The organism is Mycobacterium sp. 852002-51057_SCH5723018, assembly GCF_001667035.1.
Taxonomy (GTDB): Bacteria; Actinomycetota; Actinomycetes; order Mycobacteriales; family Mycobacteriaceae; genus Mycobacterium.
In genome coordinates, this window is sequence record NZ_LZIR01000111.1 from 54505 (window position 1) to 79927 (window position 25423).

Here is a 25423-nt window from a genome sequence, read left to right on the forward strand (position 1 = left end):
GGCCGGGTCGCAGGGGGCTAGGGCGGACGCGGCCAGAGCCTCGGCCACGCTTGCAAATTGCGTCAGTTCGGCGATCGGGCTTGGTGTGACGTCGCCCCGGCCGCTGAACCCGAGCCGCCAACAAATCAAGGTGGCGGCGGTCGGCTCCGGCGGGGGCCCCAGCCTTTTCCGATCCCATGTCCGCCCGCTCACGATGCCCCGCCGGACTTCGGTTGTGTGGTGCACCAAGCGCATCGGTGCGTGCCGGCCACGGCCGCGAACCGTTTGCAGCGGCGGCACAGGCCGCGAGGACAGTCCGGCCGGTGGCCCTGCGTTGCGCGGTGCCACCCGCATTCCGGGCAACGGCCCCGACCGCGAGGAGGGACGAATCCCGCCGTCAGTTCCGTTTGTCCGTCCACCCCCGGCCCTCTTAAAAGGGCCGGGGGTGGACGGACATGTTCACCCGGAAAGTGGACAGGGGTGGACAGACTGGACATGCTCATTCGCCAATTCGCTTGAAGTGCGGTCGTTTGTCGGTGCCTACGTTGACCAGATCGCCGGATTTCAGCAGGTCATCCAGGGCTCGGTGGAACGTTGCGTTCGGCATCTCGGCCGCATTACGAAGCTCGGCCTTCGATGCTCCGGTGACGGAGAAGCAGTGAACAAAGGTGGACAAAAGCCTGTCCGCCCGATCCGGTTTGTCCACCCCCCGGTGGACAGAAATTACGGCACTACCGGTACCGGGCATCGGGTCGATTTCTAGCTCGTGCCGGTCGTTTTCGGGGCCGTCTCGGCGCTTCTCGCGGTCTAGGACGATGACCCCGCCGTCCCGTTCCGTGAGGTACACGGTGTCCACCGCGCCCTCGAACGCCGACGAGCCCCGGAGGGTCTTGCCGTCCTTGCCGGTGTGATGCAGGCCCAGCACGACGCCACGGCTGGCCGGAGTCCGGGCCAGGAGCCAGGTCATCGCATCCACGACGATCCCCACGTCCCTCGCGGAGTTCTCGTCGGCCCCGACCATGCAGCGGGCCAGCGTGTCGAGGATGACGAGCCCGTAGCCGCCCCATTCGATAAGTGCCGCAAGGTTGCCCACGTCGAGAGGCCGGGTCAGGTTGACCGGGTGCGGAAGGATATGCAGGCTGTCGTCCGGGATCGAGGTTTGCCACGCGGTTTCCCAGGCCCGGATGCGGCCCTTGAAGCTGTACGCGCCCTCGCCGGCCACGTACAGGGCACGGCGCTGCTGCACGGGTCGGCCCTGCCATTTCCGGCCGGTCGCTACCGACGCGGCCCAATCCAGCGCGATGAAAGTCTTAGCGGTACTCCACTTTCCGTACAGCAGCGCCGTTGTGCCCTGGTCGAGCACGTTGTCGATGAGGGGCTCCGGATCAGGCAGCTTCAGCAGGTCCGATCGGGTGAGGAGCTTCTCCGCGTATACCGGCTTGCCGTCGTCATCTTCCGGTGGCTCCGACTGTTCCGGCTCCTCGAACGGGCGCTGCGTCGGGATTTCGTCCTCGGCCCCGTTGGTGCCGAACCGGTCCGTGCCGATGCCTCGTTTCGTCCGCTTCTCCGCCGCCTGAGCTGCGATTTCCTCAATACGGGCCTTGGACAGGCCGTCTTTGCTCACTCGGTATCTCCTCGCTGCCGCAGGAGCTCCAACGCGAGTGCGGGGAATCCGTGGCGGGCGAGCCGATCACACGTCTCCGCGCTGATGTGGCGGCGGGCCAGGTCCCGCCACGCTTCTAGCCGAATCGCCGGGTCCGGATCGGAGAGGCTAAGCCGCCCTCGGGGTTCCGGCGTGAGAGGATCAGCGGATAACTCAATAGCCCGATAAGGACTTGGTTCGTCCAAAGTGCCGGGAGGGCCCGCCAGAGGAGAAGTGCCGCTCCGTTTGATGGCGGGCCCTTGGCATGTCACGAGGCTCCCGTCTTGCGGGCCTGCTGCTGGGCTGCTTCGCGGGCGGCTTTCCGGGCCTGCCGGACCTGGGCTGACTTCCAGGCCATCCGTTGGTAGTGGGCTTTCTTGGCGTTCTGCGCGGCCTTGCGGCGGTCCGAGTCGGACATCTCCCCGGCCGGGTCAACCTGCTGCTCCCAGTAAGAATCAGAGGGCGGTGATGCGGCTCGGCCGGGGGCGGTCCGGGCCGAACGGTCCTTCGTGCGGGCCCAGCTGGTGTGTCCTCCGAGCGATCCGGTGAGTCGGGCCTGAGCCGGGGTAAGGGTGCTTCTGGGTGGTTTCTTTTCGGGCGTGCCGGTGGACACGGTGGGTTCTCCCTTGGGATCTGGGTGAACCACCGTCCGGGTAGGACCGGACTCCGGCCTGCGTAAAGCCCACAGTGCTCGGGGGCCAGGCCGTAGCGGGTGCCGGGGCGGGATGAACGGCTAACGGAGAGGGCCGTCCCGCCGGGAATCGGCGCTACGGCGTATACAGTAACGCCCGCAGCGGTATACGGCCCGGAAGGAAACGCTCCCCGGCGGGTCAGATCTCGCCGAGGTTGAGGCGGCGGGACTCCGCTGCGGCCCTCTCCGCTGCACTTGCGTTGGTGTACCTCGCGATCATGGCGTGGCTCGTCCAGCCGGCCACGGCCATCAGCCCTTGCTCGGAGCCCTCAGCGGCGAGCCAGCGGCAGGCGAACGTCCTGCGCAATTTGTGGAGGTGAAAGTCCTTGATGCCAGCCAACTCGGCCCGGTACTGCACACAAAACCGCACGCCGTCGTAGCCCAGGGTCCGGCCTCGGTCCCCCAGCCATAGGTCGTCACGCTCGTGGAGGGGATGTGTGCGGCGTGCACGAAGGTACCGGCTGAGGGCTCGGGCCGTGTGCGGACCGAACGGCGCGATCCGGCCTTTCGCGCCCTTCCCGCACCGGACGAGCGCGAAGCTCTGCTCCGGCTCCAAGTTGAGGTCCCTGAGCTTGAGGGCACAGACTTCCGCCCGCCGCAGCCCCGTCTCCAGCATCAGTCGGATGAGGGCTTCGTCGCGGCGGTCCCGGAACTCCGGCCCCGAGCAGACGGCGATGAGCCGCTTCGCCTCCGCGTCCGAGAGGGCTTCCAAGACCTTCCGGGGCAGCTTCGGCAGCCGGAGCCCGTAGAGCAAATCGGAGTCGATCTCACCCTCCTCCGCGAGCCAGGCAGAGAACCGGCGGACGGCCAGCTGCCGGGCTGCTGCTGAGGAGGCCTGTGCCCCACCCTCCAGCAGGTCGGCGACCCATGCCCGGACGAGTTGCCGGTCTAGGGCCGGTTCCTGCCCGTTGTCCTCGCACCAGCGAACGAACACCCGTACACCCGTCACGTAGTTGTGCAGCGTCGACTTCGACTTGTTCTCGCACTTCATCGCGATCTCCCACTCACCGAGCAGGGAGGCGAAGTCGAGGCGCGGAGTGAGTCTGGCAACGGTGGCGGTCATTGCGGTCGGGGTCCTTCCGGGAGTTGCTCCCGGCCGGTCGGCCGGGCAAAAAATATCCTAGAGTGGTGCGGCGTAGGTCCCCATTTTGAAACGCTTTGGCCTCGTTTCCGCTGGTCACAGGTGTTAGCTATCCACAGGTCTATACCCAACTTTTGCCTTCGGCTGGTAACAGATAACCGGTGGCTCGCATCTCGCCGATGCAAGTGCCACCATTCGGTGGGGCCGTTGCAGGCCCGGCAAACGGGCTCGCCTCGGCGACGACCTTGCTTCCCGCGGAGGCAACGCCGTCTGGACGATCGGGCCGATCGGATCTAATGGGCAGGACATGACGGGACAAGGGCACCACACCTTCGCTGACGAGCTGGCGCGTTTCGCCGCCGCCCGCGCGGACGCGCGCGTGACGGCGATCGCCGAGCGGGCCGGCGCGCCGCTGCGCGCCGTCGTCCACGGACGCCGGACGGTGGGGTGCGGCACGGTGGCGCGGGCCCTGGACCGCGCCGGGGATGCGCACGGGATCGGCGTGACGACCGGGGAAACGCAGGCCGACGTCGTCGTCTACGTCATCGCGGAGGTGGTCAAGCCCGAGGACACCGAGGCGATCGGCGGCACCGGACGGCCGGTGCTCGCGGTGCTGAACAAGGCCGACCTGACCGGCTCCCTGTCCGGGCGGGGCGGTGACGGGCCGATCGCGGCGGCGCGGGCCCGCTGCGCCGAACTGTCCCCGCTCGTTCGTGCTCCCATGGAGCCGATGATCGCCCTGCTCGCGGTCGCCGCGCTCGACGACCTGGACAGCGCGCTGTGGACGGCGTTGACGGCGCTGGCCGCCGACCCCCGCGGCGCCGGCATCCTGGACGGTTCCTTTGCTGGGTTCATGGCAGCGAACAATCCGGTGCCCACCGACGTGCGGGTGCGCTTGCTTGAGACCCTGGACCTGTTCGGCATCGCGCTGGGCATCGCTGCGATCCGGCAGGGCCGGACGCCGGCGCAGGTCAGGGCCCTGCTGCGGCGGATCAGCGGTGTCGACGCCGTGCTGGACACGATCTCCGTCGTCGGCGCCGAGCTGCGTTACCGAAGGGTGCTTCGGGCCGTCGCGGAACTGGAGGCGCTGGCCGTCTGCGATGGCGAGATTGCCGAGGCCGTCGGCGCGTTCCTGTCCCGCGACGATACCGTCGTCGCCCGGATGGCCGCCGCCGTCGACCTGGCCGAGGCGGCCGGGCTGGAGGTGGACCCCGGCAACTGGGACCGCGACGATGCGGCCGCGCACCTGCCGCGTGCGCTGCGCTGGCAGCGCTACAGCCGTGGCGCTCTGGGGCCGGTGAGCGACCTGCACCGGGCCTGCGGCGCCGATATCGTCCGCGGATCGCTGCGGCTGTGGTCGCGGGCCGGCGGGTCGCTGTCCGGGGGTCTCCGGTGAGCGACGACCCGGCCGCCCAGGTGGACGCGCTCGTGGCAGCGGTCGGGCCGCGGCTGGAAGCGCCAGCGATCAACCGGCGCGACGTGGTGTTGGTGACCGGCCCGTGGCTGGCGGGGGTCACCGCGGTGGTCGCGGCGCTGCGCGAGCGGCTGCCCCAGCACAAGTTCGTCGAGTCCACGGAGCTCGGGCCCGGCGATGCGCCGATCGCGGTGGCGTTCGTGGTTTCCGCGGCGGCCACTCTGACCGCCTCGGACTGCACACTGCTGGATGCCGCCGCCGAGCACACCGACACGGTGATCGGCGTGGTGTCCAAGATCGACGTGCATCTCAACTGGCCGGAGGTGGTGGCCGCCAACCGCGACATCCTGGCGGCGCATGCGACCCGCTACGGCCAGGTGCCGTGGGTGGGTGTGGCCGCGTTGCCCGACCTCGGTGAGCCCATCGTCGACGACCTGGTGGAAACCGTCGCGGCGCGACTGGCCGAACCCGAGATCCCACGGCGAAACAGGCTGCGCGCGTGGGAATCTCGGCTTGAGACGGTCGCCCGGCGGATGGACCGAGACGCCGAGGGTGCGGGCCGGCGGGCCCGGGTTGACGGGTTGCGCGAGGAGCGCAGCACCGCCCTGCGCCAGCGTCGTCAGGCGAAGACTGAGCGCACGATCACCCTGCGCGGCCAGATCCAGCAGGCCCGGGTGCAGTTGTCCTACTTCGCGCGCAACCGCTGCTCGTCGTTGCGCACCGAGCTGCAGGAGGACGCCGCGGGTTTGTCCCGACGCAAGATGGCCGGCTTTGAGGCGTATACGCGCGGCCGGGTCGACGAGGTGGTCGCCGAGGTGAGCGCGGGAACCAATGCGCAGCTCGCCGACGCCGCGCAGGTCCTGGGTGTGCCGGTGACCCTGCCAGCCTCAAAAGTCGCTGAAAATACCGTAACCACGGAGAAGCTGCCGACCGTCGACGTCCCACCGCCGCCGCTCAAATCGCGGCGGCAGGAGACCTGGCTGATGATGCTGCTGGGCGCGGGATTCGGGCTGGGTGTGGCGCTGACGCTGAGCCGGCTGGTGGGTGGCCTGGTCGCGCGGCTGAGCCCCGCGCTCGCAATAGCCGGGGCCGCGGCGTGCGTGGCGATCGGGCTGGCGGTCACGTTCGTGGTCATCCACATCCGCGGCCTGCTGCGCGACCGGGCGTTGCTGGACCGGTGGGCGGGCGAGGTGACGTCGTCGCTGCAGTCGGTGGTCGAGGAATTGGTCGCCACCCGGGTGCTGGCGGCCGAGTCGATGCTGAGCAGCGCGCTGATCGCCCGCGACGACGCCGAAAACGCCCAGGTCGCCGACCAGGTCAGCGGGATCGACAGCGAGCTGCGCGAGTACGCCATCGCGGCGGCTCGGGCCGCGGCGGTGCGCGACAGGGAGATGCCCACGGTTAAGGCCGCACTGGACGCCGTGCGTGCAGAGCTAGGAGAACCGGGTATACCCCCACCCGAAAGCCCCGATCCCGACGCGGACGGGGGCGACACCGACAAACCGGCTTCAAGGAGCGCGAATGGCGATGATTCGTGACGTTCGGTGAGGTTTCTGAATCGTTGTTGTGAGAAGGCTTATACCCGGCCGGGACCTCCCCGACAAGTCGCCCACGATAACCTGTAGTTAACGCCACCATGTAAACAGTTGTGTGGGCGAATGCATACCCGAGAACCCACAGGAGAGTTCGATGACTTCAGCGACCATCCCCGGTCTGGACAGCGCGCCTACCAATCACCAGGGCCTGTTGGCGTGGGTAGAGGAAGTCGCCGAGCTGACCCAGCCCGACCGGGTGGTGTTCGCTGACGGCTCCGACGAAGAATTCCGGCGGCTGACGGACCACCTCGTCGAGGCGGGCACGTTCAAGCGGCTGAACCCCAAGAAGTACCCGAACTCGTTCCTGGCGCTGTCCGATCCGTCCGACGTGGCCCGGGTGGAGTCCCGGACATTCATCTGCTCCGAGCGGGAGATCGACGCAGGCCCGACCAACAACTGGATGGATCCCGCCGAGATGCGGTCCACCATGACCGACCTGTACCGCGGCTGTATGCGCGGCCGCACCATGTATGTGGTGCCGTTCTGCATGGGCCCGCTCGGCGCGGAGGACCCCAAGCTGGGCGTGGAGATCACCGACTCCGAGTACGTCGTCGTCTCGATGCGCACCATGACCAGGATGGGCAAGGCCGCGCTGGAGAAGATGGGCGACGACGGGTTCTTCGTCAAGGCGCTGCACTCCGTCGGGGCCCCGTTGGAGCCCGGCCAAGAGGACGTGCCGTGGCCCTGCAACGACACCAAGTACATCACCCACTTCCCGGAAACCCGCGAGATCTGGAGCTACGGCTCGGGCTACGGCGGCAACGCCCTGCTGGGCAAGAAGTGCTACTCGCTGCGCATCGCGTCGGCGATGGCCCACGACGAGGGCTGGCTCGCCGAGCACATGCTGATCCTCAAGCTGATCTCCCCGGAGAACAAGGCCTACTACTTCGCCGCGGCGTTCCCGTCGGCGTGCGGCAAGACCAACCTGGCCATGCTGCAGCCGACCATCCCCGGCTGGCGAGCCGAAACCCTCGGCGACGACATCGCCTGGATGCGCTTCGGTAAGGACGGCCGGCTGTACGCCGTCAACCCCGAGTTCGGCTTCTTCGGCGTCGCACCCGGCACCAACTGGAAGTCCAATCCCAACGCCATGCGCACGATCGCCGCCGGCAACACGGTTTTCACCAACGTCGCGCTGACCGACGACGACGAGGTGTGGTGGGAAGGCCTGGAGGGCGAGCCGGATCACCTGATCGACTGGAAGGGCAACGACTGGTACATCCGCGAGACGGAAACCAAAGCCGCCCACCCGAATTCCCGCTACTGCACGCCGATGTCACAGTGCCCGATCCTGGCGCCGGAGTGGGACGACCCGCAGGGCGTGCCGATCTCGGGCATCCTGTTCGGCGCCCGCCGCAAGACCACGGTGCCGCTGGTGACCCAGGCCCGCGACTGGCAGCACGGCGTGTTCATGGGCGCCACCATGGGCAGCGAGCAGACCGCTGCCGCCGAGGGCAAGGTCGGCACGGTGCGCCGCGACCCGATGGCCATGCTGCCGTTCCTGGGCTACCACGTCGGTGACTACTTCCAGCACTGGCTCGACCTGGGCAAGAACTCCGATGAGTCCAAGCTGCCAAAGGTGTTCTTCGTCAACTGGTTCCGCCGGGGCGACAAGGGCGAGTTCCTGTGGCCGGGCTTCGGCGAGAACAGCCGCGTGCTGAAGTGGATCGTCGACCGCATCGAGCACCGGGCCGGCGGCCAGGACACCCCGATCGGCATCGTGCCTAACGCGGCGGACCTGGACCTGGACGGCCTCGACGTCGAGGGCGAAGACGTCGCCAAGGCGCTCGCGGTCAACGCCGACGAGTGGCGCCAGGAACTGCCGCTGATCGAGGAGTGGTTCGAGTTCGTCGGCGACAAGCTGCCCACCGGCGTCAAGGACGAGTTCGAGGCGCTCAAACAGCGCCTGTCCGAATCGGGCTAGCCGCCAATCGCCTGCCGCCGCAACGACTTCGGCAGGTACACCGCGCCCGCTCCCGCGCCGGCCGCCCTGTCCGCCGGATTGGAGATCGCGCAGCGCCTCAATGACAGGCAGCCGCAGCCGATGCACGAGTCCAGGTTGTCGCGAAGCGCCATCAGCCCGGCGATCTGGTCATCCAGGCGTGCGCGCCAAGACTTGGAGAGCCGGGCCCAGTCGGCGCGCGTCGGAGTGCGACCGTCGGGAAGCGTGCCCAGCGCCTCGGCGACCTCATCCAGGCTCAATCCGACGTTGCGGGCGGCCCGGATGAAGGCCAGGCGCCGCAGCATCTGCCGCTCGAATCGTCGCTGCCCGCCGGCGGTCCGCGTCGCCGTGATGAGACCCTGGCCCTCGTAGAACCGGATCGCCGAGGGGGCGAAGCCGCTGCGACGGGCGATCTCGCTGACGGTGAACAGGTCCCGCTTATCCATTGCGGCCTCCAGCAATTCGGTACTTGACTTAAAGTTTACTTCAACTACCAGTATGGGCCGTATGACTCAATCTCAATCCCGGCCCGTCGCAATCGTCACCGGCGCATCCCGCGGCTTCGGAAAAGCCGTTGTCGCCGCCCTCCTCGACCGCGGGTGGGCCGTGGCCGGTGACGCCCGCCGCGCCGACGAACTGAAAACAACTGCCGCAGAACTAGATTCAAGCCGATTCATCGCATTGCCCGGCGACGTCACCGACGCGTCGCATCGCGACGCGCTGGTCAGGGCCGCGACCGGGGCCGGCGCCCTTCGGCTGGTGGTGAACAACGCCAGCCGGCTGGGGCCCAGCCCGCAACCGACACTGGCCGAGTATCCGGCGGACGAGTTGTGGGCCGTCTACCAGGCGAACGTGTTCGCCCCGCTGGCGCTGATCCAGGCCACGCTGCCGGCGCTTGCCGACAACGCGGGGGTCATCGTCAACGTGACCTCGGACGCCGCCGTCGAGCCCTATCCGGGGTGGGGCGGATACGGCTCGTCGAAGGCCGCGCTGGACCAGCTGTCGGCCGTGCTGGCGGCGGAGGTCTCGGTGGTGCCTGCCGTGGCGGTGTACGCGTTCGACCCCGGAGACATGCGGACCGAAATGCATCAGGCCGCCTTTCCCGGTGAGGACATCTCCGATCGCGCCGAGCCGGAGACGAAGGTTCCGGCGTTGCTGCGCCTGCTGGACACCAGGCCGCCCGCCGGACGGTACCGGGCATCCGACCTGGTCCTGTCCGGGGCGCGATGATGGCTCCCCCGATGAGTCCGCGCACGGTCTTCGAACGTCCGGCGGGCTCGGACGCCGTCGAGCCGCCGGAGGCGCACGGGATTGCGCGCGACGCGGTCAAGCTGCTGGTCGCCCGGCCCGGCGGGGTCAGCCACGCCCGGTTCGCCGACCTCGGCGATCACCTGCGACCGGGCGATCTGCTGGTGGTGAACAACTCCGCCACCCTGCCCGCCGCGGTAGACGGCCACCGAGGCGGGCGGCTCGTCGCCGTGCACTTCTCGGTGGAGCGAGCCGAGAAGCTCTGGGTGGTGGAACCGCGACCGGCGGGGGACGCCCGCGGCCACCTCACCGACGTCCGGCCCGGCGAACGCATCGAGCTGCCCGGCGGCGCGGCGGTGGTGATCGCGTCGTCCTACCCCGAACCCGGCGTCGAGGGCGCGCGGCTGTGGACCGCGCGGGTGATTCTGGAAGGCAGTCTCGCGTCGTACCTGGCCCGGCACGGCCGGCCGATCCGATATTCCTACGTGCCGCGGCCCTGGCCGCTGCGCTACTACCAGACCGTGTTCGCCCGCCTTCCGGGCAGCGCGGAAATGCCCAGCGCCGCACGGCCTTTCACCGCCGATCTGGTGACCGACCTGGTCTCCCGCGGTATCGGGATCGCGCCGATCACGCTGCACGCCGGGGTGTCGTCGGCCGAAGCCGGCGAGCCGCCGACCCCGGAGCGGTTCGAGGTGCCGGCCGCGACCGCGCGGATGGTCAACGCGGCGCGCACGGGCGGCGGCAGGGTGATCGCCGTCGGCACCACGGTGACCCGGGCCCTCGAGTCGGCCACCGACTACGGCGGCCTGGTACGGCAGGCCGGCGGTTGCACCGATCTGGTGCTCGGCCCCAACCGCCCGCCCCGCGCGGTCGACGGCCTGATCACCGGGTGGCACGACGCCGGCGCGTCACACCTGTTGCTGCTCGAGGCGATCGCCGGCCCCGACCTGGTCGCGATGGCCTACCGGGAGGCGATCACGCACGGCTACCTGTGGCACGAATTCGGCGACAGCGCCCTGCTGCAGCCGGAGCGCTGAGCACGGGTGCGGTCTCAACCTTCTCGTTTGCCGCTGAATTGTTCGACCAACAATTGGAGACGGTCCGAGTCGTAGGCGGGACGTAGCCGTCCGGTGCGGCTGAGCGTCACCAGCCCGTGCAGCGCTGCCCAGAAAACTTCGGTGAGCGTGTCGGCGTCCTGTCCTTCGGCCACCATGCCGACCGCCTCATGCAACGCGGCAAAGGCCGCCGAAAGCTGAGGCGGTGCGTCTTGGGCGGCGAAGCGCAAGCTGGTCGTCCGGGTGAACATCGCGTCGTAAACCGCCGGGTTGTCGCGGGCGAAGTCCAGGTAGGCGTGGGCGATCCGGGTCAGGGTGTCGCTGGCCACGTTGTCGATGTCGGAGTGGGCGGCCCGAATCGCTTCGGCGAGCTCGTCGAACCCGTCGAGCGCAACAGCGTCGGCGATTTGTTCCATGCCGGCGAAATGCTTGTACAAGACAGGCTGGCTGTATTCGATCTCGGTGGACAGCCGACGGGTGGTGACCGCATCCCAGCCTTCGGCCTCGGCCAACTTGCGAGCCGTCGCGACTATCAGCCGACCTCGGGCAGACCGCTCACGCTCACGGCGATCCTTGAGAGACATACCCTATCGTATCACAGCTAGAAAAACTAGCAATGCTATTGACGCGCGCGCCGTGGGGGGGTTAGCGTTGCTAGCGGATATGAGGGAAGGAGTTACGACATGGACTTGGACCTCTTCACCCGTGCCGCCGCACTGATCGCGGTGTTGGGCGCCGCGGTGGTCTACGGCACCGACGTGTTCTGCGCGATGGTCATGCGACCGGCGTTGGCGTCGGTCGACGACGCTGCCCTGGTCGCGGTCATGGGACGCGTGCACCGATACGGAGACCGGCGCATGCCGGTGCCCGGGGTGCTCGGGGTCGTGGCCACCGCGGTGAGCGCGGTGCTGGCCGTGGTGGCCGCACACTGGGCGCAGGCGATCCCGGCCGGTGCCGCGCTGGTGCTGCTGGTGATCTGGCTGGTGCTCTACACCCAGGTGAGCGCACCCATCAACAGGCAAATGACAGCGGCCGCCGACGCGGGCCAGGCGCTCCCGAACGGGTTTGCGCTGCAAGCGAAGTGGGACTCGATCATCAATGCTCGCGCGGTGCTGCAAGGTCTGGCAGTGACCGCCTTATGCGTGGTGTTGATGATCTGACCGCCTCGCCCGCAGCTCTACACAGCCGAATTCAACTGAAGGAGCACGACTTCGATGTTTCAGCTCAGGATCTACACCCTGCGATCGCCGGAAGCTCTGCAGCGGTACGCAACGGTTCACTGGGCCCGCCACCTGGCGACCTTCCCGAAGTTCGGAGTCACCACCCACGGTGTGTGGACCGAGCGAAGCGGCGGCGCGAATCGAGTCGTCGCGCTGATCGGCTACCCACCGGGCGCCGACACCGAACAACTCACCCGGCACATCATGACCAGCCCGGAATTCGGCGCCGACATGGCCGGCTTCGACGTCGACGACATCGTCGACGTTCGGTCGATACTGCTTGACCCGACATCGTTTTCACCGATCCACTAACGAACCCCAGGAGTGTTCGACATGACCGTCACCATCATCGGCTACACGCTCGCCGGACTGCTCGCCGCGGGCATCATCTTCATCGGCGCACGCTTCCTCGTCGCGCCGCGCGTCGCCGCCGCCGGATACGGCGTGCTACCGGATCTGGACCAGCCGTACGCCGGCGCCTACTTGAGCGTCAAGGGCGTGCGCGACATCGCAACGGGGGTGGTGGTCATCATCCTGATGGTCGCGGGCGCGACCCACCTCGTCGGCTGGGTGATGTTGGCCGCCACGATCATTCCGCTGGCCGATACGGCGATCGTGCTCCGCAATGGCGGCTCGAAGTCGATCGCCTGGGGAGTCCATGGCGTCACCGCCGTCGTCATGCTCATCACTTCCGCTCTCCTGCTCGTGCCCTAGAGAGACGAAACGCTGCCCGCCACCTCACGAAATGCCCGCGAGGTTTGAGTAGGACAAAATGACCGAGATGAGAGCCGATCTGTTGTCACCGCCGGGGAGCGCCGCATACCGGGCCGCGACCAACCCGCACAACGCCACGGTGGTGCAGCGTCCGGCCATGGCGGCTCACCCGCGCAGCGCCGACGAGGTCGCCCACGCCGTGCAGTGGGCCGCGCAGCGCAACCTGGGGGTCGCCGTACAGGCCAGCGGGCACGGCGCGGGTGCGCCGATCGAAGCCGATCGGCTGCTGGTGGACACTTCGGGATTGAACGCGGTCCGCATCGACGCGCAGGCACGCGTCGCCCACGTCGGGGCCGGCGCGACCTGGTCGGCGGTCAGCGCGGTGGCCGAACGCGATGGGCTGCTTGGACTGGCCGGCACCTCGCCCACCGTGGCCGTCGCCGGCTACACATTCGGGGGCGGAGTCGGGTTCTTGACCCGCCCGTACGGGATGGCCAGTTCGGCGCTACTGGCCGTCGATTACGTCGATGGCAACGGGCAGATTCGACGGGCGGCAGAGGACGCCGCCGACGCCGTCGACCGCGAGGCGCTGTGGGCGTTCCGGGGCGGCGGTGGGGTCGGCCTGGCCACCGCGCTGACCGTCGAACTCGTGGCGCCCCCAGGATTGTGGGCCGGTTATCAACTGTGGAGCATCGATGCGCTTGGGCCGGTCGCCGACGCCTGGGTGAGCGCCATGGGGCAGATCGGTGATGCGCTCTCGACAAGCATCAGTGTGCTGCACACGCCGCCGGGCGCCCCCATGTTTCCCCCCGCGCTGCAAGGTGTACCGATCGTGCATCTGGCTTTCGCCTCACCGCAGGGCCCCGACGCGGCCGGCCCGTTGCTCCGCGCGCTGCGGGCCGCGCCGGCGCCAGTGGTGGACAGCAGCTGGGCGCCCGCCGACGCGGCCCGGCTTGCCCAGATTCACCTCGACCCACCCAATCCGGTTCCCGCGCTGGGCCTCGGCCGATGGCTTGGGCCCAGCGCGCCGGCCGTGGCGGCTGGTGTGTTGGGCACCGCGGCCGCGGCCGACTCGCCGGTCGCGGTCGTCGAGTTGCGCAACGTGGGCAATCACGCGCACACGCGCGACGGCGCGACCACCGCGGTACCCGGACCCTTCCTGCTGCACGCGGTGGGCGTCGCGACCGAGCTCGCCTCCCGCTCGCGCACCGAGGATGGGTTGGCACGAGCGCGCGCCGCCGCGCGGCCGGCCGACCTCGGACGCGCCGCCGCGTCGTTCGCCGACGGCCGTGGTGCGATCGCCGACGGGCTGGACCATTCAGATCTGCAGCGTCTCGCCGGTATCAGCACTGCCCTCGACCCCGACCAGCGACTCGCCCCGTCGCGAGTGCTGGCCGGCTTGAATGACGTGTGACAGCAGGGCGGCGGGTCTTGGTAACGGCGAGTTCGGCGGTCCGGATGTCCTTGTTGACCGGTGTGACTGCATGCCGACCGGCCACTTAACACCCGTCAAACTTCGGCGGCGGTACAGTCGGCGCATGCAGATTCGCCCGCATATCGGCGCCAACAAGCCCGCCATAATCCTGTACCCGTCGGGGACCGTCATCACATTCGACGACCTGGAGGCCCGGGCCAATCGGCTGGCGCATCGCTTCCGTCAGGCCGGGCTGCGCGAGGGGGACACCGTCGCGATCCTGATGGAGAACAACGAGCACATCCACGCGGTGATGTGGGCGGCCCGCCGCAGCGGTCTGTACTACGTGCCGATCAACACCCACCTGACCGCCGCCGAGGCCGCCTACATCATCGACAACAGCGCCGCCAAGGCCATCATCGGCTCGGCGGCGCTGCGTGACACGTGCGCCGAACTGCGCGACAACCTGCCCGGCGGGCTGCCCGATCTGCTGATGCTCGCCTCCGATAAGGAAAGGGCCGACCTGCCCGGCTGGGAACGCTACCCGGAATGCGTTGCCCGCCAACCAGACACGCCGATCGACGACGAACTCGAGGGCGACCTGCTGCAGTACTCGTCGGGCACCACGGGCCGGCCCAAGGGCATCAAACGCGAACTCCCGCATGTCTCTCCGGCCGAGGCGCCCGGCATGATGTCGGCCCTGGTCGGGTTCTGGATGAACCCCGATACGGTCTACCTGAGCCCGGCCCCGCTCTACCACACCGCGCCGTCGGTGTGGTCGATGACCACGCAGGCCGGCGGCATCACCACCGTCGTCATGGAGAAGTTCGACCCCGAGGGCGCGCTGGACGCCATCCAGCGCTACCGGGTGACCCACGGCCAGTTCGTGCCGGCCATGTTCACGCGCATGCTCAAACTGCCTCAGGCGGTTCGTGATTCCTACGACCTGTCCAGCCTGCAGCGGGTGATGCACGCCGCCGCGCCGTGCCCGGTCGAGATCAAGAAGCAGATGATCGACTGGTGGGGTCCGATCGTCGACGAGTACTACGCCTCCTCCGAGGCGATCGGGTCGACGTTGATCAGCGCCGAGGACTGGCTGGCGCATCCGGGTTCGGTCGGTAAGCCGATGAACTGCCAGATCCACATCCTCGGCGAGGACGGGACCGAGTTGCCGCCCGGGCAGGCCGGCGAGATCTACTTCGAGGGCGGGTTCAACTTCGAATACCTCAACGATCCGACGAAAACCGCCGCCTCGCGCGACCGGCACGGCTGGGCCACCGTAGGCGACATCGGCTACCTCGACGACGATGGCTACCTGTACCTGACGGACCGGCGCCACCACATGATCATCTCCGGTGGGGTGAACATCTACCCGCAGGAAGCCGAGAACCTTCTGGTCACCCACCCGAAGGTGTTGGACGCGGCCGTGTTCGGCGTGCCCGACGACGAGATGGGGCAGCGCGTGATGGCGGCCGTGCAGACCGTGGACCCCGCCGACGCCACCGACGGGTTCGCCGACCAGCTGACCGCGTGGCTGCGAGACCGCTTGGCGCACTACAAATGCCCGCGCAAGATCGCCTTCGAGGCGCAGCTGCCGCGCACCGACACCGGAAAGCTCTACAAGAACGGGCTGATCGAGAAATACTCGGTGTGACCCATGCTCCGGGTGGTTGACCTATCGGGCGCTCCCGATGCCGACGTCGCATCACCGCCCGGCGTGACCGTCGCCGTCGGCGCGGCCGCCGACATCGCGGCGGCCGAGTCCTGGCTTGGCACAGCGACTTTCACGCTGACCGAGGAAGCCTGTACCGACCGCAGGGTGATCACCGTCGATTCGGTGCCTGAGGCGGTGGCCGAACTGACCGAGCGCTGCCGGCGCTGGCCGCACGCCAGCAGCGTGTGCGACGACGTGCTGCGCTCGGTCGATCCCGGCGGCCCGACACTGGCAGCAGTGGTGACCGAGTCGTTGGCCTATTCGACCCTGCAGGCCGGCCCGGAGTTCGCGCGCTGGCTGGACGAGCGGGGGCCGGCCCGAATGCCCGAGATCGCCGATCCGGTGCTGGCGCAGCGCAACGGCGACACGGTGCACGTCCGATTCAACCGGCCGCAGCGCCACAACGCGTTCTCCACGGACGCGCGCGCCGCGCTGCTCGAGGCGCTGACCGTGGCGCTATTGGACCCGTCGGTGACACGAATAGTGTTGAGCGGCAACGGGCCGTCATTCTGCAGCGGCGGAGATCTCGCGGAATTCGGCACCTTCGCCGACCCGGCGAGCGCGCATCTGGCCCGCACCCGGCACAGTCCCGCCCTGGCGCTCGACGCGCTGACCGCCAGGCTTGGCCCGTCCTGCCGCGCCGAGGTTCATGGCCGGGTGATGGGCAGCGGATTGGAGATGGCGGCCTTTTGCGGATGGGTTGAGGCGCACGAAGATTCGGTGTTCGGGCTACCCGAACTGGGGCTGGGTCTCATTCCCGGCGCCGGGGGCACCGTCAGCGTCACGCGGCGGATCGGCCGCTGGCGGACGGCGTATCTGGTGCTGTCCGGGCGCAGCGTCGGCGCCAGTACCGCGCGCGCGTGGGGGTTGGTGGACGCGACTTACGTTGGCGCCCAAGGGGGGTCTCAGAAGCCTGAGTAGGTGGTGCTGGTGGTGGACGGGATGGACGAGACAATCGCCGCGAACATGGCGAACCACAGAATGACACCGATGACATAGGCGGCCACACCCACGACTGCGCCGATGATGGCCCACTTCTTGGCGTTGTCGGCCGAGGCCTGCGCCTCGGCGTACCGCCCCTGGGCCCACTGCCCGGAGACCCTGGTGGAGTACACGAGCGAGACGATTCCGAACGGGAGGCAGCACAGGACGGTGACCAGGATGGCCCAGACGAGGTAGTTGTCCGGCTCGCGTTGCGCCGGCCAACCCGGCTGCGGGGCCGGGTAACCGGCCGGCGGCGGCTGGCCTTGCCAAGCCGGCGGCTGTTGGCCCTGCCATTCCGGGGAACCTTCGTACGGCCCAGGGGGATAACTCATGGCAGCTGCCTTTCGTTGGCTTTGCTGGTGTGAGAAGTCAGGCAAATATACAGCACGCACCTACGTCAAACTGGGAGATTTGCTTCAGATCCCGCCCCGGGCGACCAGCTGCCCGGCGATGACATTGCGCTGAATTTCGTTGGTACCCTCGCCGACGATCATCAGCGGCGCGTCGCGGAAATAGCGCTCGACATCGTATTCGGTGGAGTAGCCGTAGCCGCCGTGGATGCGCACGGCGTCCAGGGCAATCTCCATCGCCACCTCGGAGGAAAACAGCTTGGCCATGCCGGCCTCCATGTCGCAGCGTTCGCCGCTGTCGTAGCGCTCGGCGGCATAGCGGGTGAGCTGACGGGCGGCGGTGAGTTTGGTGGCCATGTCGGCCAGGTAGTTGCCAATCGCCTGGTGTTTCCAGATCGGCCGGCCGAAGCTTTCCCGCTCCCGGGCGTAGGCCAGCGCGTCCTCGAGCGCCGCCGTGGCCACGCCCAGGGCGCGCGCAGCTACCTGAATGCGGCCCGTTTCGAGCCCCTTCATCATTTGCGAAAAGCCCTCGCCCAGCCGGCCCCCCAGCACGGCCGACGCCGGCGCGGAAAAGTTGTCGAACGACAGCTCGCAGGATTCGATGCCCTTGTAGCCCAGCTTGGGCAGGTCGCGCGACACCGTCAGGCCCGGCCCGTGCTCGACCAGCACGATCGAGATGCCCCTGTGCCTCGGGGTGGCGCCCGGGTCGGTCTTGCACAGCAGCGCGATCAGGCCGGAACGGCGCGCGTTGCTGATCCAGGTCTTGGAACCGTTGATCCTCAGCCCGTCCGAGCCGTCGGGCACAGCGGTGGTCGTCATGTTCTGTAGGTCCGAGCCACCTCCGGGCTCCGTCAACGCCATGGTGGCGCGCAGCTCGCCGGTGGCCATCGCCGGCAGGTAGGTGCGCTTTTGTTCCTCGGTGCCGAACAGCGTCAAGAGCTTGGCCACCACCGTGTGCCCGCCCATCGCGCCGGCCAGGCTCATCCAGCCGCGCGCCAACTGCTCGGTGACCCGGACATAGCAGGGCATCGACACCGGCGACCCGCCGTATTCCTCGGGAATGGCCAAGCCGTAGATGCCGATCCGCTTCATCTGCTCTATCCACGCCTCGGGATAGGTGTTGGCGTGCTCGACCTCGCGGACGCCGGGCTTCACGTCGCGGTCGATGAACGCCCGCACCGTGTCAACCAGCATGTCCTCTTCGTCGTTCACCTCACCGCTCACTTGTGAGACCACCCTCCGCGTTTGACCCCCTGTTCGACAGCCTGCCAGCATGTGGCGTTGTGACCAGAAACGGGTATGGCCGGATCCGCGAGGGCGGCCCCTACTTCGACGATCTGTCGAGAGGTCAGGTCTTCGACTGGGCCCCGGCGATGACGCTCTCGGCGGGGATGGCCGCCGCCCACCAGGCGATCCTGGGCGATCGGTTGCGGCTGGCCTTGGACACCGACCTGTGTGCCGCGGTGACCGGCGCGCCTGGGCCGCTGGCACATCCGGCGCTGGTGTGCGACGTCGCCATCGGACAGAGCACCCTGGCCACCCAACGGGTCAAGGCCAACCTGTTCTACCGCGGCCTGGTGTTCCACCGCTTCCCGGTCATCGGTGACTCCCTCTACACCCGCACCGAAGTGGTTGGGCTGCGGGCGAATTCACCCAAGCCGGGCAGGGCGCCGACGGGAATGGCGGCGCTGCGGATGATCACCATCGACCAGGCCGATCGGCTGGTTCTCGACTTCTATCGGTGTGCGATGCTGCCGGCGAGCCCGGACTGGAATCCCGACAATGGATCGGAGGCTCCAGGCGACGACCTGTCCTCGATCGGTGTCGACGTGCCCGGCCCAGCGTCCGATCCGACCGCGCGGTGGGACGGCGACGCGTTCCGGAACAAGGTGCCCGGCCCGCATTTCGCGACGGGCCTGACGGGCGCGGTGCTGCGCAGCACCGGTGACGTGGTAAGCAGCGCACCGGAACTCGCCCGTCTCACCTTGAATGTCGCTGCCATACATCATGATTCACGGCCCGGCGGACGCCGGCTGGTGTACGGCGGACACGCCATCGGGCTGGCCCTGGCGCAGGCGTGCCGGCTGTTGCCCAACTTGGCGACGGTGCTGGGGTGGCAGTCCTGCGATCACACCGGCCCGGTGCACGAGGGGGACACCCTCTACAGCGAGTTGCACGTCGAGTCCGCCGAGCCCGGCGGCGTCCTTCGGCTGCGGTCCCTGGTCTACGCCGTCGGCGAGCCCGACGGCGAGGCCGACCGGCCTGTGCTGGACTGGCGGTACAGCGCGCTGCATTTCTGAGCCGCGCTGCGCGCACAATGGTGGCGTGAGCTCGGCTTCGTTCAAGTGGGGTAGTAGCGGACTGGCCTATCTGACTGGCTTGCCGGACGCGCCGCCCGACTTCTCCCGCGCGAACGTGCTGACCCGCGCCGACGAGGTGGCCGCGGCAGTCGGTGCGCGAATCGGAATCGCCGTCGACGCGCCGACCCTGCTGACGGGCCGGGCCGCGTTGCTCGGCTTGAGTCGCGCCGGCCGCGTTTCGGCCGGCGGCGCCACCCGGTTGCTGGCGGCCCGAAACGGCTGGTGCGCTATCACGCTGTCGCGCCCCGACGACGTCGCCGCCGTCCCCGCCGTGCTGCAGGCCGACGACGTGGCCGCCGACCCCTGGCCGGCGCTGCAACGTTGGGCCGCAACGCAACCGGTGTCGGCGATCATCGAGCGGGCGGGCTTGCTCGACATCCCCGCCGCGGGCCTTGGCGAGGCCACGCCCCGGCCGCCGTCGATACGCCGAACCGCCGCCACCGCGTCCGCGCGGGAGCCGACCGGCCTGCTGGTGGCCGACCTGTCGTCCATGTGGGCGGGCCCACTGTGCGGGGGGCTGCTGGCGCGCGCGGGCGCAACCGTCGTCAAGGTCGAAAGCCCGCGGCGCCCGGACGGCACCCGAGCGGGCAGCCCGGCCTTCTTCGACTGGGTCAACGCCGAAAAGCTTTCCTACAGTGTCGATTTCGATAACCAGACGGACGAGCTGCGCGAGCTGCTCGCCGCCGCCGATATCGTAATCGAAGGCTCGCGGCCGGCGGGGCTGGCGCGGCGGCGGCTCGGCCCGGAGCACGTCGCGCCGCGCGCCGGCCGAATCTGGTTGCGCATCACCGGTTACGACGATCACAGGCCGGCCTTCGGTGACGACGCCGCGGTGGCCGGTGGCCTGGTCGGTACGGCCGCGGGCGAACCGGTGTTTTGCGGTGACGCCGTCGCCGACCCGCTGACGGGGCTGGAGGCCACGATGGCGGTGGCGCAATCGCTCGGCCGGGGCGGCGGCGAACTGATCCACGTGTCGATGGCCGGCATCGCCGCGACCTACGCGGCGCTGCCGACCGGGGCGTCCGTCGCAGCGGATCCGGCCCCCCCGCCGCGGGACCCGGCGCCATCCAGGCCGGCGCCCCGGCTGGGCGCCGACAACGAGGCCGTGCGCCGGTTGGTGACCGAAAGGCGATGCGCCCCATGCTGATCAAGCGTGCCGCGTTGCTGGACGGAACGATCACCGACATCCGGGTCGGCGACCGGATCGACGAGCTGGGTGACGGCCTCGCCGCCCGCCCGGGGGAGGGCGTGCTCTACGCCGGCGGCGGAACCGTCCTGCCTGGGTTGCACGACCACCATGTGCACCTGCGTTCGGCGGCATCGGCGATGGACTCCTTTTTCGTCGGTCCGCCCGGGGTCACCACCGAAGCACAACTGACCCAATTGCTGTCGAACGCCACCCCCGGTCCCGACGGGTGGATTCGCGCCGTGGGCTACCACGAGTCCGTCGCCGGGGAGCTGGACCGGTCCGCCATCGATGCCGTGGTGCGCAAAGTCCCGGTGCGCATCCAGCACCGCAGCGGCGCGCTGTGGATCCTCAACTCCGAGGCGCTGGGCCGGGTCGGCCTGGCCGAACATCCCGACGGGCGCCTGCGCAGCGCCGAGGGGGGGTGGTCGGACGCGCTGCAGCGGCGCGAATCCGACCTGGCGGAGCTCAGCCGCCGAATCACCGCCTACGGCGTCATCGGCGTCACCGACGCCACCCCGAACCTCGACGCCGATGACGTGGTTTCGCTCCTGGTCGCGCACCGTCGCGGCGAATTTCGCCCCCGGACGAGCTTTTTGTCCCCCGGCAAGATGATCCTGCACGACGACCGCCTCGACCTGGACGCGCTGATCCAGTGGATCACCGACCGCCACCGCTCCGAGCAACCGGTCGCCGTGCATTGCGTGACCGCGGCGCAGCTCGTGGTGGCCATCGCCGCCCTGCGCGCCGCCGGCAGCCACCCGCTGGATCGCATCGAGCACGCCGCCGTGGTGCCGGACGACAACCTGCCCGACCTCGCCGAACTCGGGGTCACGGTGGTCACGCAGCCCAACTTCGTCGCCGAGCGCGGCGATCAGTACCTCGCCGACGTCCCCGCCGCCGAGCACGACCAGCTATGGCGGGTGGCATCTTTGCTGAACGCGGGGGTCCCCGTGGCGCTGTCCACCGACACGCCTTTCGGCCACGGCGACCCGTGGACCGCGATGCGTGCGGCCGTGTACCGCACCACCCCCAGCGGCGCCGTTCTCAACGCGAACGAACGTGTCTCGGCGCGACAGGCTTTGACGATGTTCCTGGGCCGGTCGGACCGGCCGGGCCGGGCGCGAACAGTCGAACCCGGCCAGCCGGGGGATCTGTGCGTTCTGTCCGAGCCGCCGGCGACGGCCCTGGCCGATCTCGACGCCGGCATGGTGGCGGCCACGGTCATCGGCGGCGAGCTGGTTTACTTCGCCATGTGACCGGCGATCAGCCCGCCGGCGCGAGCGCGGCGCGCAAACCGTCGCACTGGCTCTCGAAAAACCGTTGCGACACTTGGGCTTTGGGCGCGACCGCATCGAAGCCGTGGAAGGCGCCCGGAACGATCTCGACGTGGCACGGCACCCCGGCGTCGCACAGGCGTCCGGCGTAGGCCAGGTCTTCATCGTGGAACAGGTCGTGGGTGCCGACGCCGATCCACGCCGGCGGCAGCCCGCTGAGGTCGTCGCGGCGCCCGGGGACGGCGGCCTGTGGGTCGGCGCCGCCGAGGTAGGCGGTCCAGCCGAAGTGGTTGCTGCGCGTGCTCCACAACCGGTGGTTCGGGCTCGCGGCGCTCGCTGAACTTCGGTCATCCAGCATCGGGTAGGCCAGCAGCTGGAATACCGGGGTGATCTCGCCGCGGTCCCGCGCCAGCAGGGCCAGCGCCGCGGCCAGGCCGCCGCCGGCGCTGGCGCCGCCGATCGCCAGCCGCCCCTCGTCCACCGCGGGCAGCACGGCCAACCAGGCCAGCGCCGAGTAGCAGTCTTCCAGCGGGATGGGATACGGGTGTTCCGGCGCCAGGCGGTATTCCACCGACGCGACCGTGATGCCCAGCCTCTTGCAGAACCGGCGGCACAGCCGGTCGTCCTGCTGGGCCGTGCCGATGACGTAACCGCCACCGTGAAGCCACAGCAGCGCGGGCGTGGGCTCGGTTGCGCCGAGCGGACGGAACAGCCGGACGCCGGCCCCGGACTCCAGCGCGATCACCTCGACGCCGGATGCGTCGGGTTGGCGAAACCGCCCCGTCAGGCCGCTCAGGGTCCGCACGATCGGCAGGGTGCGGGGACCGATGATGTGGCGCGGGGCGATCCGCGCGACGCGGCGTAGGTCGGGGTGAACATCGTTGTTCGGCATCGGACAAGTATTGCTGACGACACGACGCCAGCGAGGGCAGGACCGTGAGCCCGCGGTAGTCCTCCGGACAATCCACCGAAACGATTGCGCAACACGGGCGCCGTAGTTTCGGGCGGTAAGTGGCCGATCGGGAGGCGACATGGGAGGAACATCCAGCCGAGCCGGCCGAAGGCGTGCCGGCTCATCTGCTAAGCGGTGATCGTCAATGGCGTCGGTGCCGACGAAGACTCATTGCCCGTATTGCTCGCTGCAATGCGGGATAACCCTCGACGTATCGGGCGGAACGGTCGCGCTGTCACCCCGGGGTGACTTTCCGACCAACCGTGGTGGCCTGTGCGCCAAGGGGTGGACGGCAGCAGAGCTGCTGGGGCACCCGGAACGGCTGACCCGCCCGCTGGTTCGCGACGAGCGGGGTTCGCCGCTGCGTCCGGCGACCTGGAACGAGGCGCTGGAACGGGTGGTCGCGGCGTTTCAGAAGGCCCAGCAGGATCATGGCCGCGACGCAGTGGGATGCTTTGGCGGCGGCGGCCTGACCAATGAAAAGGCCTACCAACTAGGCAAATTCGCCCGCGTGGCGCTGCGCACCTCGGCGATCGACTACAACGGTCGGTTCTGCATGTCCTCGGCCGCCGCGGCGTCGAACCGTTCGTTCGGTATCGACCGCGGATTGCCCTTTCCGCTGGCCGATATCGCGCGGGCCGACGTGATCCTCCTCGTCGGCGGCAATCCCGCCGACACCATGCCCCCGGCGATGCAATATTTCGACGAGGGCCGCGCCCGCGGCGCCAAGCTCATCGTGGTGGATCCGCGGCGCACCGCGACGGCCGGCCGCGCCGACCTCCATCTGCAGCCGGTTCCCGGAACGGATCTGGCCCTGGCAAACGGCATGCTCAACGTCTGCGCCCGGGAAGGGCTCATCGACCACCGATACGTCGCCGAACGAACCGTCGGATTCGAGGTGGTGCGCCGCGCCGTGCGCCTGTATTGGCCGGACCGCGTGGAACGGATCACCGGTGTTCCCGAGAACGACATCGTGACCGCCGCTCGGATGCTCGCCAACGCCGGTCACGCGATGATCCTGACCGCCCGCGGCGCCGAGCAGCACAGCTCGGGCACCGACACGGTGCAGGCCTTCATCAATCTGGCCCTGGCACTGGGATTGCCGGGCCGTCCATACAGCGGTTTCGCGACCATCACTGGTCAGGGCAACGGGCAAGGCGGGCGCGAGCACGGGCAGAAGTGCGACCAGCTACCCGGCTACCGCAAACTCGACGACCCCGAGGCGCGCGCTCATGTCGGACGGGTATGGGGCATCAACCCGGCCGACCTGCCGTCGTCGGGTCGGTCGGCCTACGAAATGCTCGGCGGCATAGGCACCGCCGGCGGGGTGCGCGCGCTGTGGGTGATGGCCTCCAATATCGTTGTCTCTGCCCCTAATTCGCTCCACATCGTCGACAAGATCAAGGAACTGGATTTCCTGGTGGTCTCCGACATCTTCTTGTCCGAGACCGCCGCGCTGGCCGATGTGGTGCTTCCGTCAACGCAATGGGCCGAAGAGTCGGGAACCATGACCAACCTGGAAGGCCGGGTGGTGTTGCGTCAAGCGGCCGTCACGCCGCCCCGTGAGGTCCGCAGCGACCTCGACGTCATGGCCGACTTGGCGAAGCGCCTAGGGGTACACGGGTTTTCGGCCGACTCCCAGGAAGTTTTCGAAGAACTGACCCGCGCGAGCCAAGGCGGCAGGGCCGACTACCGGGGAATCAGCTACGAACGCATCGCCGCCGGCGACGGGGTTTTTTGGCCCTGCCCGTCCCCCCTATATCCCGACACCCCGCGGCTGTTCGTCGAGGACTTCCCGACGCCGGACCGGCGGGCCCACTTCCATCCCGTCGAGCAGCTGGGCGCCCCGGAAGTGCCGGACGACGAATTCCCGTACTACCTCACGACCGGCCGGCTGCTGCGGCACTACCAATCCGGCACCCAAACGCGCAGGGTGGCCACGCTCGCCGAGGCCGAGCCGGAGCCGGTGGTCGAGTTACACCCGACACTGGCGCAACGCCTCGGCGTCGGCACCGGCGACGCGGTCCGGCTGACGACGCGCCGCGGCGCGGTCGTCATGACGGCGCGAACGAATAGCGGTATCCGCCCGGATACCGTCTTTGCACCGTTCCACTGGGGCGGTGCGGCGGGCATCAACCGGCTGACCAATCCGGTTCTGGATCCGCATTCACGGATGCCGTCGTTCAAAGTCTGCGCGGTCTCCGTGTCTCGCGCGGAGGCGGCAGATTCACTGGAAGGAGATGGGACGCATGGGTGACGACAGCACGCCGCGCTTTTTGCAGGGACAGTTCACTTTTCACGGAAAGGGCTACGACTCACCGTCCCTGCTCGATTCGTCCCTGCGCTATGCCGTGCCGGCCGGGGCGATCACGCAACCCGTCTACTTCCGCGGCGGCAACAGCACCGACGAGCTGGTCACCGTCGTCCTGATGCGCGACGGCGCCCCGATGCGGTACTTCCCCATCGGCGCCAAAGACGCTGTGCACGTTCCGCTTCGGGTGGTGGAAGACCTGATCGCCGATACCGTCCTCGAGGTGTTCGTCGCGGCGCCCGACGGATTGAGCGGCACGGTCTTCGTCGACATCGGCCTGGTCGAGATCTGAAT

The 25423-nt window shown here is 68.9% G+C and carries 24 protein-coding genes; 16 read left to right on the top strand and 8 right to left on the bottom strand.

Going from position 1 to position 25423, the window contains the following annotated elements:
- Positions 1-478: 478 nt before the first annotated feature.
- The 3 genes from A5764_RS22565 to A5764_RS22570 all read right to left on the bottom strand — a co-directional run bounded on the left by A5764_RS22565 (position 479) and on the right by A5764_RS22570 (position 3375).
- The gene (locus A5764_RS22565) at positions 479-1603 is read right to left on the bottom strand and encodes an AAA family ATPase (protein ID WP_067117472.1); all 1125 of its coding nucleotides are present in this window, start codon (positions 1601-1603) and stop codon (positions 479-481) included.
- A gap of 286 nt (positions 1604-1889) precedes the next feature.
- Positions 1890-2234 carry a hypothetical protein gene (locus tag A5764_RS27785; RefSeq protein ID WP_082951848.1) on the bottom strand — a complete coding sequence of 115 codons (345 nt, stop codon included), beginning with the start codon at positions 2232-2234 and terminating at the stop codon, positions 1890-1892.
- Between the two features lie 217 nt (positions 2235-2451).
- The gene (locus tag A5764_RS22570) at positions 2452-3375 is read right to left on the bottom strand and encodes a tyrosine-type recombinase/integrase (protein ID WP_231989788.1); all 924 of its coding nucleotides are present in this window, start codon (positions 3373-3375) and stop codon (positions 2452-2454) included.
- Positions 3376-3700: 325 nt separating this feature from the next.
- Here A5764_RS22570 and A5764_RS22575 point away from each other — a divergent pair, with 325 nt between their 5' ends.
- The 3 genes from A5764_RS22575 to A5764_RS22585 all read left to right on the top strand — a co-directional run bounded on the left by A5764_RS22575 (position 3701) and on the right by A5764_RS22585 (position 8326).
- Positions 3701-4789: a hypothetical protein gene (locus A5764_RS22575; RefSeq protein WP_067117475.1), complete on the top strand. Its 1089-nt coding sequence runs from the start codon at positions 3701-3703 to the stop codon at positions 4787-4789.
- Complete coding sequence (locus A5764_RS22580) at positions 4786-6345, top strand: hypothetical protein (protein WP_197501675.1); 1560 nt, start codon at positions 4786-4788, stop codon at positions 6343-6345. The genes A5764_RS22575 and A5764_RS22580 overlap by 4 nt, the downstream gene beginning before the upstream one ends.
- A gap of 151 nt (positions 6346-6496) precedes the next feature.
- Positions 6497-8326: a phosphoenolpyruvate carboxykinase (GTP) gene (locus A5764_RS22585; RefSeq protein ID WP_067117481.1), complete on the top strand. Its 1830-nt coding sequence runs from the start codon at positions 6497-6499 to the stop codon at positions 8324-8326.
- Here the strand turns inward: A5764_RS22585 and soxR are convergent.
- On the bottom strand, positions 8323-8790 hold the full coding sequence (gene soxR / locus A5764_RS22590; RefSeq protein ID WP_067117484.1) for a redox-sensitive transcriptional activator SoxR: 468 nt from the start codon (positions 8788-8790) through the stop codon (positions 8323-8325). The genes A5764_RS22585 and soxR overlap by 4 nt on opposite strands.
- 61 nt (positions 8791-8851) lie before the next feature.
- Between soxR and A5764_RS22595 the strand changes: the two genes are divergently transcribed.
- Together A5764_RS22595 and A5764_RS22600 are read left to right on the top strand one after the other, a co-directional pair.
- Positions 8852-9574 (top strand): SDR family oxidoreductase, encoded by a 723-nt coding sequence (locus A5764_RS22595; RefSeq protein WP_067117487.1) that lies wholly within the window; start codon positions 8852-8854, stop codon positions 9572-9574.
- Between the two features lie 11 nt (positions 9575-9585).
- Positions 9586-10629 carry an S-adenosylmethionine:tRNA ribosyltransferase-isomerase gene (locus A5764_RS22600; RefSeq protein WP_067117718.1) on the top strand — a complete coding sequence of 348 codons (1044 nt, stop codon included), beginning with the start codon at positions 9586-9588 and terminating at the stop codon, positions 10627-10629.
- A 14-nt stretch (positions 10630-10643) separates the two neighbouring features.
- On the opposite strand, the gene A5764_RS22605 is transcribed toward A5764_RS22600, so the two are convergent.
- Positions 10644-11231, bottom strand: a complete 588-nt coding sequence (locus tag A5764_RS22605; protein ID WP_067117490.1) for a TetR/AcrR family transcriptional regulator — start codon at positions 11229-11231, stop codon at positions 10644-10646.
- A gap of 99 nt (positions 11232-11330) precedes the next feature.
- Between A5764_RS22605 and A5764_RS22610 the strand changes: the two genes are divergently transcribed.
- The 6 genes from A5764_RS22610 (at position 11331) to A5764_RS22635 (ending at position 16630) form a co-directional block, all read left to right on the top strand.
- Positions 11331-11807, top strand: a complete 477-nt coding sequence (locus A5764_RS22610) for a DUF1772 domain-containing protein (RefSeq protein ID WP_067117493.1) — start codon at positions 11331-11333, stop codon at positions 11805-11807.
- A 54-nt stretch (positions 11808-11861) separates the two neighbouring features.
- Positions 11862-12179, top strand: a complete 318-nt coding sequence (locus A5764_RS22615; RefSeq protein ID WP_067117497.1) for an NIPSNAP family protein — start codon at positions 11862-11864, stop codon at positions 12177-12179.
- A gap of 21 nt (positions 12180-12200) precedes the next feature.
- Positions 12201-12581 carry a DUF4267 domain-containing protein gene (locus A5764_RS22620; RefSeq protein WP_067117721.1) on the top strand — a complete coding sequence of 127 codons (381 nt, stop codon included), beginning with the start codon at positions 12201-12203 and terminating at the stop codon, positions 12579-12581.
- Positions 12582-12639: 58 nt separating this feature from the next.
- Positions 12640-13995 (top strand): FAD-binding oxidoreductase, encoded by a 1356-nt coding sequence (locus A5764_RS22625; protein WP_067117500.1) that lies wholly within the window; start codon positions 12640-12642, stop codon positions 13993-13995.
- Positions 13996-14119: 124 nt separating this feature from the next.
- Positions 14120-15649, top strand: coding sequence for a fatty-acid--CoA ligase FadD4 (gene fadD4, locus A5764_RS22630; RefSeq protein ID WP_067117503.1), 1530 nt, complete (start codon positions 14120-14122; stop codon positions 15647-15649).
- Between the two features lie 3 nt (positions 15650-15652).
- Complete coding sequence (locus tag A5764_RS22635) at positions 15653-16630, top strand: enoyl-CoA hydratase/isomerase family protein (RefSeq protein ID WP_067117506.1); 978 nt, start codon at positions 15653-15655, stop codon at positions 16628-16630.
- Here A5764_RS22635 and A5764_RS22640 read toward each other — a convergent pair.
- Both A5764_RS22640 and A5764_RS22645 read right to left on the bottom strand, forming a co-directional pair.
- Positions 16615-17025 carry a CD225/dispanin family protein gene (locus A5764_RS22640; protein ID WP_067117509.1) on the bottom strand — a complete coding sequence of 137 codons (411 nt, stop codon included), beginning with the start codon at positions 17023-17025 and terminating at the stop codon, positions 16615-16617. The genes A5764_RS22635 and A5764_RS22640 overlap by 16 nt on opposite strands.
- A gap of 84 nt (positions 17026-17109) precedes the next feature.
- Positions 17110-18255, bottom strand: a complete 1146-nt coding sequence (locus A5764_RS22645) for an acyl-CoA dehydrogenase family protein (RefSeq protein ID WP_067117724.1) — start codon at positions 18253-18255, stop codon at positions 17110-17112.
- Positions 18256-18326: 71 nt separating this feature from the next.
- Between A5764_RS22645 and A5764_RS22650 the strand changes: the two genes are divergently transcribed.
- Genes A5764_RS22650 through A5764_RS22660 form a run of 3 tightly spaced genes read left to right on the top strand, consistent with a single transcriptional unit; the run spans position 18327 to position 21848 of the window.
- Positions 18327-19343 carry a MaoC family dehydratase gene (locus A5764_RS22650; protein ID WP_067117512.1) on the top strand — a complete coding sequence of 339 codons (1017 nt, stop codon included), beginning with the start codon at positions 18327-18329 and terminating at the stop codon, positions 19341-19343.
- A 25-nt stretch (positions 19344-19368) separates the two neighbouring features.
- Complete coding sequence (locus A5764_RS22655; RefSeq protein ID WP_067117515.1) at positions 19369-20550, top strand: CoA transferase; 1182 nt, start codon at positions 19369-19371, stop codon at positions 20548-20550.
- Positions 20544-21848, top strand: a complete 1305-nt coding sequence (locus tag A5764_RS22660; RefSeq protein ID WP_067117727.1) for an amidohydrolase family protein — start codon at positions 20544-20546, stop codon at positions 21846-21848. The genes A5764_RS22655 and A5764_RS22660 overlap by 7 nt, the downstream gene beginning before the upstream one ends.
- Before the next feature lie 7 nt (positions 21849-21855).
- On the opposite strand, the gene A5764_RS22665 is transcribed toward A5764_RS22660, so the two are convergent.
- On the bottom strand, positions 21856-22758 hold the full coding sequence (locus A5764_RS22665) for an alpha/beta hydrolase (RefSeq protein WP_067117517.1): 903 nt from the start codon (positions 22756-22758) through the stop codon (positions 21856-21858).
- Between the two features lie 205 nt (positions 22759-22963).
- Here A5764_RS22665 and A5764_RS22670 point away from each other — a divergent pair, with 205 nt between their 5' ends.
- Together A5764_RS22670 and A5764_RS22675 are read left to right on the top strand one after the other, a co-directional pair.
- The gene (locus tag A5764_RS22670; RefSeq protein ID WP_067117520.1) at positions 22964-25075 is read left to right on the top strand and encodes a molybdopterin oxidoreductase family protein; all 2112 of its coding nucleotides are present in this window, start codon (positions 22964-22966) and stop codon (positions 25073-25075) included.
- Positions 25068-25421, top strand: coding sequence for a molybdopterin oxidoreductase (locus tag A5764_RS22675; protein WP_067117523.1), 354 nt, complete (start codon positions 25068-25070; stop codon positions 25419-25421). Before A5764_RS22670 ends, A5764_RS22675 begins: the two co-directional genes overlap by 8 nt.
- Positions 25422-25423 lie beyond the last annotated feature (2 nt).

What these genes read in the sequence shown, in the direction of transcription:
- A5764_RS22660 (WP_067117727.1), top strand. Translation starts at nt 20,544, where the DNA reads ATGCTGATCAAGCGTGCCGCGTTGCTGGACGGAACGATCACCGACATC.
- A5764_RS22620 (WP_067117721.1), top strand. Translation starts at nt 12,201, where the DNA reads ATGACCGTCACCATCATCGGCTACACGCTCGCCGGACTGCTCGCCGCG.
- A5764_RS22575 (WP_067117475.1), top strand. Translation starts at nt 3,701, where the DNA reads ATGACGGGACAAGGGCACCACACCTTCGCTGACGAGCTGGCGCGTTTC.
- soxR (WP_067117484.1), bottom strand. Translation starts at nt 8,790, where the DNA reads ATGGATAAGCGGGACCTGTTCACCGTCAGCGAGATCGCCCGTCGCAGC.
- A5764_RS22665 (WP_067117517.1), bottom strand. Translation starts at nt 22,758, where the DNA reads ATGCCGAACAACGATGTTCACCCCGACCTACGCCGCGTCGCGCGGATC.
- A5764_RS22600 (WP_067117718.1), top strand. Translation starts at nt 9,586, where the DNA reads ATGAGTCCGCGCACGGTCTTCGAACGTCCGGCGGGCTCGGACGCCGTC.
- fadD4 (WP_067117503.1), top strand. Translation starts at nt 14,120, where the DNA reads ATGCAGATTCGCCCGCATATCGGCGCCAACAAGCCCGCCATAATCCTG.
- A5764_RS22675 (WP_067117523.1), top strand. Translation starts at nt 25,068, where the DNA reads ATGGGTGACGACAGCACGCCGCGCTTTTTGCAGGGACAGTTCACTTTT.
- A5764_RS22595 (WP_067117487.1), top strand. Translation starts at nt 8,852, where the DNA reads ATGACTCAATCTCAATCCCGGCCCGTCGCAATCGTCACCGGCGCATCC.
- A5764_RS22625 (WP_067117500.1), top strand. Translation starts at nt 12,640, where the DNA reads ATGACCGAGATGAGAGCCGATCTGTTGTCACCGCCGGGGAGCGCCGCA.
- A5764_RS22635 (WP_067117506.1), top strand. Translation starts at nt 15,653, where the DNA reads ATGCTCCGGGTGGTTGACCTATCGGGCGCTCCCGATGCCGACGTCGCA.
- A5764_RS22605 (WP_067117490.1), bottom strand. Translation starts at nt 11,231, where the DNA reads ATGTCTCTCAAGGATCGCCGTGAGCGTGAGCGGTCTGCCCGAGGTCGG.
- A5764_RS22570 (WP_231989788.1), bottom strand. Translation starts at nt 3,375, where the DNA reads ATGACCGCCACCGTTGCCAGACTCACTCCGCGCCTCGACTTCGCCTCC.
- A5764_RS22610 (WP_067117493.1), top strand. Translation starts at nt 11,331, where the DNA reads ATGGACTTGGACCTCTTCACCCGTGCCGCCGCACTGATCGCGGTGTTG.
- A5764_RS22585 (WP_067117481.1), top strand. Translation starts at nt 6,497, where the DNA reads ATGACTTCAGCGACCATCCCCGGTCTGGACAGCGCGCCTACCAATCAC.
- A5764_RS22615 (WP_067117497.1), top strand. Translation starts at nt 11,862, where the DNA reads ATGTTTCAGCTCAGGATCTACACCCTGCGATCGCCGGAAGCTCTGCAG.
- A5764_RS22670 (WP_067117520.1), top strand. Translation starts at nt 22,964, where the DNA reads ATGGCGTCGGTGCCGACGAAGACTCATTGCCCGTATTGCTCGCTGCAA.
- A5764_RS22640 (WP_067117509.1), bottom strand. Translation starts at nt 17,025, where the DNA reads ATGAGTTATCCCCCTGGGCCGTACGAAGGTTCCCCGGAATGGCAGGGC.